This is a genomic window from Acinetobacter sp. NS-4 (genome assembly GCF_037402435.1).
Lineage (GTDB): Bacteria > Pseudomonadota > Gammaproteobacteria > Pseudomonadales > Moraxellaceae > Acinetobacter.
Genome location: NZ_JBBEUE010000031.1, coordinates 1 through 9,874 on the forward strand (window position 1 = coordinate 1; position 9,874 = coordinate 9,874).

Annotated in this window: 8 protein-coding genes and 1 pseudogene; 8 read left to right on the plus strand and 1 reads right to left on the minus strand. The window is 40.5% G+C overall.

Going from position 1 to position 9,874, the window contains the following annotated elements; all coding sequences use genetic code 11:
- Nucleotides 1–705 precede the first annotated feature (705 nt).
- Nucleotides 706–1,767 carry a 3-deoxy-7-phosphoheptulonate synthase gene (locus tag WAE57_RS15495; protein WP_337711260.1) on the plus strand — a complete coding sequence of 354 codons (1,062 nt, stop codon included), beginning with the start codon at nt 706–708 and terminating at the stop codon, nt 1,765–1,767.
- 334 nt (nt 1,768–2,101) lie between these two features.
- On the plus strand, nt 2,102–3,289 hold the full coding sequence (locus WAE57_RS15500) for a PilT/PilU family type 4a pilus ATPase (protein ID WP_337711261.1): 1,188 nt from the start codon (nt 2,102–2,104) through the stop codon (nt 3,287–3,289).
- 69 nt (nt 3,290–3,358) lie between these two features.
- On the opposite strand, the pseudogene WAE57_RS15505 reads toward WAE57_RS15500, so the two are convergent.
- Nucleotides 3,359–4,539, minus strand: a pseudogene (locus WAE57_RS15505) (MFS transporter).
- Between the two features lie 184 nt (nt 4,540–4,723).
- On the opposite strand from WAE57_RS15505, the gene WAE57_RS15510 reads away from it, so the two are divergent.
- The 6 genes from WAE57_RS15510 to gcvH all read left to right on the plus strand — a co-directional run bounded on the left by WAE57_RS15510 (nt 4,724) and on the right by gcvH (nt 9,509).
- On the plus strand, nt 4,724–4,909 hold the full coding sequence (locus WAE57_RS15510) for a transposase family protein (RefSeq protein ID WP_337711266.1): 186 nt from the start codon (nt 4,724–4,726) through the stop codon (nt 4,907–4,909).
- 75 nt (nt 4,910–4,984) lie between these two features.
- Nucleotides 4,985–5,209, plus strand: coding sequence for a transposase (locus tag WAE57_RS15515; protein ID WP_337711262.1), 225 nt, complete (start codon nt 4,985–4,987; stop codon nt 5,207–5,209).
- Between the two features lie 414 nt (nt 5,210–5,623).
- Nucleotides 5,624–7,477, plus strand: coding sequence for an ABC transporter ATP-binding protein (locus tag WAE57_RS15520; RefSeq protein WP_337711263.1), 1,854 nt, complete (start codon nt 5,624–5,626; stop codon nt 7,475–7,477).
- On the plus strand, nt 7,477–7,926 hold the full coding sequence (locus WAE57_RS15525; protein ID WP_337711264.1) for a MaoC family dehydratase: 450 nt from the start codon (nt 7,477–7,479) through the stop codon (nt 7,924–7,926). Before WAE57_RS15520 ends, WAE57_RS15525 begins: the two co-directional genes overlap by 1 nt.
- 108 nt (nt 7,927–8,034) lie before the next feature.
- Nucleotides 8,035–9,063: an AraC family transcriptional regulator gene (locus WAE57_RS15530; RefSeq protein WP_237787354.1), complete on the plus strand. Its 1,029-nt coding sequence runs from the start codon at nt 8,035–8,037 to the stop codon at nt 9,061–9,063.
- Between the two features lie 71 nt (nt 9,064–9,134).
- Nucleotides 9,135–9,509: a glycine cleavage system protein GcvH gene (gene gcvH / locus WAE57_RS15535; RefSeq protein WP_337711265.1), complete on the plus strand. Its 375-nt coding sequence runs from the start codon at nt 9,135–9,137 to the stop codon at nt 9,507–9,509.
- The last annotated feature ends 365 nt before the right edge of the window (nt 9,510–9,874 follow it).

Consider the following 9,874-nt stretch of genomic DNA (forward strand, 5'->3'; position numbering starts at 1 on the left):
GTCCGAGTCAGGTATTATTCCAAGAACATGGTGTTGCACTTCAAATGCTAGTCTAAGATATTATAAAATAATCGTCTGGCTGAATTCAGGCCTGGAAGTGGGGTAGAGCATAATTTTAAAAATACAGTCTAGGCCTGTCGATAAAGTAGAGCGGAATCGGTGATTGGAATTTTTGTTGAGATCTGACGTGTAGAACTCAATATAAGCAAGAATATGTAAGCTATCTAAATGATTTTTATAAATAATTTAAATTTTATCTCATTGGCTTTTTTATAAACAAATGATAAGTAAAAGTTTACTTATTTATGTATTTTTATTTTGAATAAAACTATTGTCAAATAAGGCAATACAGCGTATTTTAATTTCAAGACACATACTTTTTTGAAGAAATAAAGATGTTAAAGCAACCAGTCATCTCAAACGCAAATTATTATTTTTGGCAATTTAGATAATTGCCTGAACGTGTTCGGGCAAGAAATGGTTGCCCACCAAGTTTATAACCTGATCGGCAAACCTGATCAGGTTTTTTTATATCTTATTTTTCTTACACTTTTTGGAGTTTACTCATGAAAACATTAAATTATTCATACTTTAGCAACTTTTATTGGTCTTACTTTAGTCAATTGATGACTCTGCACACGCAATCCATTAGACCCATGACGCTCAAATAAAAGATTGGACTAAAACAGTCCCCAGGAAAGACCAATGAATGCTTTGAATACTGCTTTACAACAAACTCAAACAACTGCAAAAGAAACCATTTTAACTTTGCCTCATCAATTAAAGGCACAATTGCCTTTATCGAACAAGATGGTGCAACAAATTGCCGATCAGCGTCAAACCATTGAAAATATCTTGGCAGGCAAAGACCATCGTTTGATGGTTGTGACTGGGCCATGTTCGATTCATGATCCCGTTGCTGTACTTGAATATGCACAGAAATTACAACAATTACAAAGCCAAGTCGCAGATCAAATTTTCCTGGTCATGCGTACCTATATTGAAAAACCACGTACCACCATTGGTTGGAAAGGTTTTTTATATGACCCAAATTTAGATGGTTCATCTAACATGCAATTGGGCTTGGAAAAATCACGTGAGTTATATCTGAAAATTATTGAAATGGGCTTGCCGATTGCATCGGAAATTTTAAGTCCAATGGCGACAGCCTATTTCGACGATTTACTGGCATGGGGTGCCATTGGTGCACGTACCAGCGAATCGCAGATTCACCGTGAAATCTCAAGCCATATGCCATACAGCATCGGTTTCAAAAATGGTACCGATGGCTCGATTCAAATTGCTCTAGATGCCATTCAATCTGCATCGCATCCCCATCAATTCCTGGGCATGAGCCAGTCTGGCTTACCGTGTATTTTAGAGTCTAAGGGTAATCCAAAAGCGCATCTGATTCTGCGTGGCTCAAATAGCGGCCCGAACTATCAGTTGTCAGAAATTGAAAAAATCAAAGCCAAGCATGCTGCTGAATTGCCGGCACTGGTGATTGATTGCAGTCATGGCAACAGCTCGAAAAATCCAATGCTGCAACCTGAAGTGCTGCAACAGATCGTGGCAGAACGCCTGCAGACCAATGTGCGTGGGGTAATGCTGGAAAGTCATCTGGTTGATGGCCAGCAAAAGATTTCTTGTGAGATGACTTATGGCCAATCTGTGACAGATGGTTGTTTAGGTTGGGACAAAACCCGGCAAATTTTGCTGGAGGTGGCAGATTCACTGCGTGTATCTCGATTAAAACGTAGTGCCTGATTTTCTAAGAAAAAGTCATAGACCATCAAAGATTTATACATAACGTTACGATAAAGCCCCTGAACTTCAGGGGCTTTTTTCTTGCTACAGATCTATTTTTGTTATCTGGTTAATTTTAAACCATGCGTTTAGTGATGCTGTATGCAATTTCTATTCATATTTTTAACCAGTTAAAAATAACAAAGTTGAGTACTTTACTATGTTTATGCACAATAGGGAAAAATAGTAATCAATAAAACATGAATTGTTTCTTCACGACTGAGATAAGCATTTAAACAAATTAAACCAATTTCAGTATGCGTGCATCATAGAAACAATTCTCATCGGGGAATATATGTATAGTACGGAATTACTGGAAGAAGCACGTAAAATGATGTTCCATATGCTGACCAAGGTCGTGGAATATGGGGGCTCGGATTTATTTATTTCAGCAGATTTTCCGCCTAGTATTAAACATCAGGGTTTAATGAAAGCAATTGGTCAGCAGGCATTAACGGCAGAAAAGACCAAACTGTTTGCCTATAGTTTAATGAATGAGAAACAGCGGCTTGAATTTGAAAGCGAGCTGGAATGTAATTTCGCGATTAGCGTTCCCAATGTTTCGCGTTTTCGTATCAATGTTTTTCAGCAGCAGTTACAGGTGGGGATGGTGATACGAACCATTACCGCAGAAATTCCAAATTTTGACCAGTTAAAGCTGCCTGAATCCTTAAAACATGTGATGATGGCAAAACGTGGACTGGTCCTGGTCGTAGGAGCCACAGGCTCGGGTAAATCGACCTCTTTGGCCGCCATGATTGATCATCGTAATGAAAATTCTGCCGGGCATATTATTACGGTGGAAGATCCGGTTGAATATGTACATAAGCATAAGAAATCCATGATCACGCATCGTGAAGTTGGGGTGGATAGCCATTCCTGGCACAATGCCTTGAAAAACACCTTACGTCAGGCACCCGACGTGATTTTAATTGGTGAAATCCGGGATACCGAAACCATGGAACATGCCATTGCCTTTGCCGAAACCGGGCATTTATGTTTGGGTACCTTGCATGCCAATAACGCCAATCAGGCGCTGGATCGAATCATTAACTTTTTCCCGGAAGAACGTCGCAATCAATTATTAATGGACTTATCTTCCAACATGAAAGCTATTATTTCACAGCGCTTGGTACGTACCGAGGATGGACGGGGGCGTCGTGCAGCCATTGAAATTCTGCTGAATACCCCATTGATTGGCGATAATATTCTTAAAGGTCAGTTTCATGAATTAAAAGAAATCATGAAAAAATCCCGTGAATTGGGCATGCAAACTTTCGATCAGGCTTTATATGATTTATATAATGAAGGTTCGATCAGTTATGAGGAAGCCTTGCGTAATGCCGATTCCATGAATGAATTACGCTTGCAGATTAAATTAAAAAGCACCCGGCAAAATACTGTCAGTCCAGCTGAAACTAGTGGATTCAGTATGGTGCAAGAAGCAAGTCAAGAAAAAAAAGAAGGAGCTGCTCCTGAATAACCATGCTGCTGAGTCATGAATTAAAAAAGCATGTTTAAAAGCATGCTTTTTTAATTATAGTTAGAATCATTAGTCTGTCACTGCAGGTTTGTCGACCACCAGTTTATAGAAAAGTAGGCTTAAAATAATAATCACTGCACACAGCATATAAGCAATGCTATAGTCAAAATAAGCAATCACAATACCCAAAATCAATGATCCCAGCGCAATACCAATGTCATAACAGGTGAAGTAGGTTGAAGTTGCATGGCCAATTCTATGTTTCGCAGATCGTTGAATTGAAATGGTTTGCAGACAAGGTTGGGCAGAACCAAATCCCATCCCAATCAGTACAGCGGCAAGCATAAATCCGGGCACACTATCAATCTGGCTAAGCACCAGTAAACCTAGTGCAAACAGGGCCAAGGCTGGGTAAACCACGTAGTTTGCGCCTTTACGGTCAAAGATTTTTCCCGTGATCGGGCGCAGACTCATCATCGAAATGGCAAATACCACAAAAAACAGGCTAGCATAAGACAACATATGTTTCGATTCGGCAAAGGTTGAAATAAACGACATAATACTGGCATAGGCAAAGGAAACCATTAATGCCATAAGTGAGACAGGAACCGCTTTTTTCTCGATAAAATCCTGAAGACTCAGTTTGCGTTTTTCTGGTTTTTCGACCGGGCTGACTTTATGTTTGAGTGGAATCATAAAACAGAAGAAAAGCCCAAGAGCACAAATGCCGCTAAAATTCCGGAGATCATCATATAGGGCAGGGTTTGGATAAGGCTTAAACCAATAAGCGGCCCAAGAACAATGCCTAAATTGATCGACGTGAGGAAATATCCCATACCTTCGCCTTTACGTTCAGCCGGGATAAAGTCATTGACAATAGGAACAATGACCGTAGTTAAAATACTAAACCAGATCCCGTGTAAAAAACGAATGCACAGCAATAAAGTTAAATTGTCTGCCAGCATATAGGTCAGACAAAATAGACAAAACAAGGCTTCAGAGATATAAAGGGCTTTTTTTGCTCCAATTTTTTCAATAATCAAACCACTAAAAGGTCTTACCGCAATGGCAGATGCCATAAACAGGGTCATGGCTAAACCTGCTTGTGCCAAAGTGCCATGCAACTCGTTAATGATATAAATCGGCAAGATGGTGGTTTGAGCAAAATAAAATATAAATAAGAATAAGTTATTTGCCAGACATAGAATAAAGGACTTATTCCATAACTGGGGTACAGTTGCAGTAGACATAATTTACCTAAATCAGTAGATTTCTTTCATAAATCAAAAAATGATCTTCTTTTTGGTTAATATTTGCACTCCGGATTTCTTAGCATTCGTGCATAATCTGCGGATGAAATACATCGCTTCAAACAAGCTTTCTGATCCTCAGTTCAAGCGATACACTGGCATCTCATGGTCAACCTTCTATTTAATGGTTGAGCAATTGAAAATACATGTCCCTGCCAAAGGCAGACCGCCCAAGTTAAGCCTGGAGGATCAGGTTCTGCTCTGTCTGAGCTATTGGCGGGAATACCGAACCTTATTTCACGTTGCGACGAGTTACGGGGTTTCAGAGCCCACAGCCTCAAGAATTTCCGTCATGTTGAAGACTGCCTGATTCGGTCCAATCTGTTTAATTTACCCAAAGATTTACCCGAGGGCGAAGGCATAGACTGGAATGTGGTGATCGTGGATGCCACAGAAATTCCAATACAAAGGCCTAAAAAAACAGAAGAAAAGCTATAGCGGCAAGAAAAAGACCCATACCTTTAAAGTACAGGCCATCATTCATTATAAAACTCAGCAAATTCTGAGTTTATGCACTGATCACGGTACGGTGCATGATTTCGAGCTATTCAAACGCAATTTAAAGCAGATTCCTTCAGGAGCTTTTATCCTTGCAGATAAAGGCTACTAGGGAATTTATGCTGTGTATCCTAATAGCCTATTGCCGTTAAAAAGCCAAAAGACGCTGTAAACTGGATCCTGAACTCAAAATCTATAATCAGGAAATCAACAAAAGAAGAATCGGGATCGAGCATGTATTTGGTCGCCTGAAGACCTTTAAAATCCTTGCTGGACGTTACCGAAATAGAGGTAAAAGACTGGGTTTGAGATTCAGTTTAATTACTGGAATCTATAACTTGGAGTTGAGTGAAAAATGATTTATGAAAGAGGTTTATTGTTTATTGTTTGACATCAATAGCTTCAGCTATCGAATTGTATGTTTTACTGAATAAAACAAGTTTTTAGATATCTGTTTAATTATTATTTATAATATTAAAGTTCCAATAAAATTAAGCCTAATTGACATTCACTCAAGGAAGTTCGCATGCTGCAGTGGTTTGAAAAACTTGTCGATCCTTATCCATCCAAAGGTTTAAACGAACCACTTCCTACCCGCTTTTTCCCTTTCGTCTGGCAAGCTGCCCAAGGTGTACGCCCTTACTTATTGTTGCTGGTACTGTTTACCGCAGGGGCTGCAAGTTTTGAAGCCTTCCTTTATTCCAAAATCGGCGATTTGGTCAACTGGTTAAGTAAAAGTCAGCCTGACACTTTTTTGGCTCAACATAGCCAGAATCTTACAATCCTGAGCTGCATTTTACTGGCTAATATTCTATTTGCCAGTATGCAATCGATTATTAAACATCAGATTTTATACAGTACTTTTCCAATGCGTTTACGCTGGCGTTTCCATAATTTACTGTTACAGCAAAGCCTGGATTTTTTCCATAACGACTTTGCCGGGCGTCTGTCTGCTAAAGTTATGCAAACCTCACTGGCAGTACGTGAATTTTGGGTCATTTTAGGCGATATGCTGGCCTATGTGCTGATCTACTTTGTCACCATTAGTGTGGTGCTGGGGGCAATTTCCCCGATGCTGATTGTGCCGCTGCTGCTTTGGCTGGTGCTATTTATTGCTGCGGCCTGCTTTTTTATTCCACGTTTAAGCCAGATTTCGAGTAAGCAAGCCGATGCCCGTGCAGTCATGACCGGTCGTGTTACCGATGCCTATACCAATATTCAAACCGTCAAGCTATTCGCCCATGCTGGCCGTGAAAGCCACTATGCCAAAGAGTCGATGCAAGGCTTCATGGTCACGGTATATAAGCAAATGCGCCTGGGCGTACAGTATGAAATCAGCATTAATTTGCTTAGTGTGGTTTTATACGTCGGAGTTTTAGGTACCGCCATCTGGCTCTGGATTAACGGTCAAGCTGAACTCGGTATTATTGCTGCAACTACAGCCATGATCTTAAAACTCAACAGTATTGCCGAATTTATGATGTGGCAGTCATCCGCACTGTTTGAAAATGTCGGAACCATACAAGATGGGATGAAAACCATGGGGCGTCCGATTCACATTCAGGACAAACCTGATGCGCAACCCTTGCAGTTACGGCATGGGGAAATCAAATTTGAAGATGTCAGCTTTGCTTATCAGAATAAAAATGTGATTGATCATTTTAATTTAACCATTAAACCGGGTGAAAAAATTGGTATTGTCGGTCGCTCTGGTGCGGGAAAGTCGACCCTGATTCAACTGTTATTGCACTTTTATGATATCAACCAAGGTCGTATTTCGATCGATGGTCAAAACATTCAAGATGTGACTCAGGACAGCTTGCGTAAAAGCATTGCTTTTGTGACTCAGGATACCTCCTTGTTACACCGTACCGTAGCTGAAAACATTAAATATGGTCGCCCAAATGCCACCGATGAAGAAATGTTTGAAGCTGTGCGGAAAGCCAAGGCAGAAGATTTTATTCCACAGCTCACCGACTTGCGCGGCAAATCCGGTTATGAAGCGTATGTCGGTGAACGCGGCGTCAAACTGTCAGGCGGTCAACGCCAGCGTATTGCAATTGCCCGGGTGTTTTTAAAAGATGCACCGATCCTGATTTTAGATGAAGCCACCAGTGCCTTAGATTCTGAAGTTGAAGCCGCCATTCAATCCAGTCTGGATGACTTGATGGAAGGTAAAACCGTGATTGCCATTGCGCACCGATTATCTACCATTGCCCAAATGGATCGTTTGATTGTACTGGATGAAGGCAGCATTGTAGAGCAAGGTACGCATGATGAACTGGTCGCACTGGGCGGTATTTATGCACATTTATGGCAAAGACAAAGCGGCAGTTTTTTGATAGAACAACAGGCATTGAAGAAAAAGGAATTGCATTAATGCTGTATTTAGAAGATATAAAAGTGGGTGATCGTTTCATTAGCCGTGAATATGAAATGACTTTAGAAGAAATTAAACAGTTTGCCCATGCTTATGATCCTCAAGTTTTTCATACCGATGAAACTCAGGCCAAAGAGCATCCTGTTTTTCAGGGCATTGCTGCCAGCGGCTGGCACACCTGTGCAGTGACCATGCGTTTATGGACCGAATGTTTTCCAGTGGCTTATGGCCTGATTGGTTCGGAATCCAGTCTGCGTTGGCCACGCCCGACCCGTCCTGGCGATAAAATTCATGTCGAAGTCGAAATTGTGGCAATTACGCCATCAAAAAGTAAAACTGACCGCGCTATAGTGAGTTATGTGACTCAGGCATTCAATCAGAATCATGATGTGTTACTTATTTCCACCACTAAAATTTTGGTCTTCAAAAAAGACTATCAGCCTGACTAATGTGCAGGCTTTAAAAATATTGTCGAACAATTTTAATAGGATAGTCTTCCAATTCGTGCCAATATGGCAGTTACAAATAGAAAAACGAATGAATGCAATGGATGGCGCATGAAAACGATTTCTCCAAGACAGGATCAAGGAATACCGGGTGTATATGGCCTGCTGCTATTAGATGTAGTGTCCCGCTGGGGCTACACTGCTGAAGCACTATTTACACCTTTTCACTTAAATAGTGAACAATTGGCAGATCCCAACTTTCGTATTCCGACCCCAATTGCCAATGAACTGGTCAAACATGCGCTACGTTTAACCGGTGAACCGACCCTGGGTTTCCATTTGGGTACCCAAATGCGTATCTCGATTCATGGCTTTATTGGCTATGCCATTATGACGGCGCATGATATTACCGATGCCCTGATCCTGGCCAACCGATTTATTCAGCTACGTCTGCCTTTTTTACAGCTTTATTTTTCCACTTTTGGTGAAAAAGCCACGCTGCAATTGCAATGTGACTTTGACATTGAGCCTTTACGAACTGAAATCGCCATTGCCCTGACCTTTGGTATTATCACCATGGCCAAAGCCCTGACCGGTTGTGAAGACCTGTCTGGGGAAATTGATTTTGATTTTCCGAAACCTGCCGGTTTTGAACGCTATATGGCAAAATTCCCGTCGCATCAGTTCCGTTTTGAACAGCCGCACCTGTTAAGCAGTTTTGATAAAAAATATCTGGGTTTAAAGATGGTCAATGCAGACCCGATTGCCAGCCAGATTGCGATTAACCAATGTGAAGCAGAACTGTCAGCGCTGGGTGAACGCCGCCGCTTGGCTATGCGGGTACGTGATATTTTGACCAAGTCGGAGCAGCATTATTTAAGCATCGAAAATGTTGCAGATCGGCTGCATATGTCTGATCGTACTTTAAAGCGTCAACTGGCGGCTGAAGGCACATCATTTTCCACTTTGGTGGATGAAGTGCGTTATCGTCATGCAACTTCCCTGCTTTCACGTACCGATTACACTCTGGAGCAGATTGCCGATGAAATTGGCTATAGCGATGTCGCCAATTTCAGCCGTGCATTTAAACGCTGGAGTGGACGTAGTCCAAGCAATTGGCGTAAAGATCCTTATTTATAAACTTTTGTTTTTATCAAAAAACATGTATAAAACATGGCAAAAATGATTTGAATATTTTAAAGGAGTCATCCATGAATCACCCTTCAGAATTAAAGTACGCCACTACTCACGAATGGGTCAAAGTTGAAGGTGATCTGGTTATTACTGGTATTTCCGATCATGCACAGGATGCTTTAGGTGATCTGGTCTATGTAGAAGCACCAGAAGTGGGTCAACAAATCACTGCCGGTGAACAGGCGGGTGTAGTCGAGTCGGTGAAAACGGCCTCTGATATTCATGCGCCTGTTTCAGGTGAAGTGGTTGAAGTGAACTCGGCACTTGAAGATGATCCTGATTTTGTCAATGATGACCCTTATGGCAAGGGTTGGATTTATAAAATTAAGCCAAACAATATGGTAGATGTAGAAAAGTTACTTTCAAGCAGTGAATACGAAGCAGGTTTATAATTCTGTTTTAGATAAAAAAATCAGCCTTAGAGGCTGATTTTTTTTATTTTTAAATGATTTTTAATAAAAATATCAAATGACGATATTAGATCAAATGAAAATCACTATTTAAATTATTTATTGCAATTTATTCTTATATTACTACACTTTTCTCATATAATCGGATAATATTTAAACATCGATATAGCCTTCTGACTGATCTTAAATAATTATAACAATCCACAATAATAATGGTGGTCATAAGCCTGATAAGTCGTATATCCCATTGATACTAGATCTCTTTCATAAATCAAAAAATGTTCAATATTAGATTTTTTTAAATCAGCACGTCCTCATTTTATTGATTTAGTTTTTTTACCTTTTCA

Excerpts from the sequence above, each read along its gene's own strand:
- WAE57_RS15525 (WP_337711264.1), top strand. The coding sequence starts at position 7,477 with ATGCTGTATTTAGAAGATATAAAAGTGGGTGATCGTTTCATTAGCCGT.
- WAE57_RS15495 (WP_337711260.1), top strand. The coding sequence starts at position 706 with ATGAATGCTTTGAATACTGCTTTACAACAAACTCAAACAACTGCAAAA.
- gcvH (WP_337711265.1), top strand. The coding sequence starts at position 9,135 with ATGAATCACCCTTCAGAATTAAAGTACGCCACTACTCACGAATGGGTC.
- WAE57_RS15510 (WP_337711266.1), top strand. The coding sequence starts at position 4,724 with ATGGTTGAGCAATTGAAAATACATGTCCCTGCCAAAGGCAGACCGCCC.
- WAE57_RS15515 (WP_337711262.1), top strand. The coding sequence starts at position 4,985 with ATGCCACAGAAATTCCAATACAAAGGCCTAAAAAAACAGAAGAAAAGC.
- WAE57_RS15500 (WP_337711261.1), top strand. The coding sequence starts at position 2,102 with ATGTATAGTACGGAATTACTGGAAGAAGCACGTAAAATGATGTTCCAT.
- WAE57_RS15520 (WP_337711263.1), top strand. The coding sequence starts at position 5,624 with ATGCTGCAGTGGTTTGAAAAACTTGTCGATCCTTATCCATCCAAAGGT.
- WAE57_RS15530 (WP_237787354.1), top strand. The coding sequence starts at position 8,035 with ATGAAAACGATTTCTCCAAGACAGGATCAAGGAATACCGGGTGTATAT.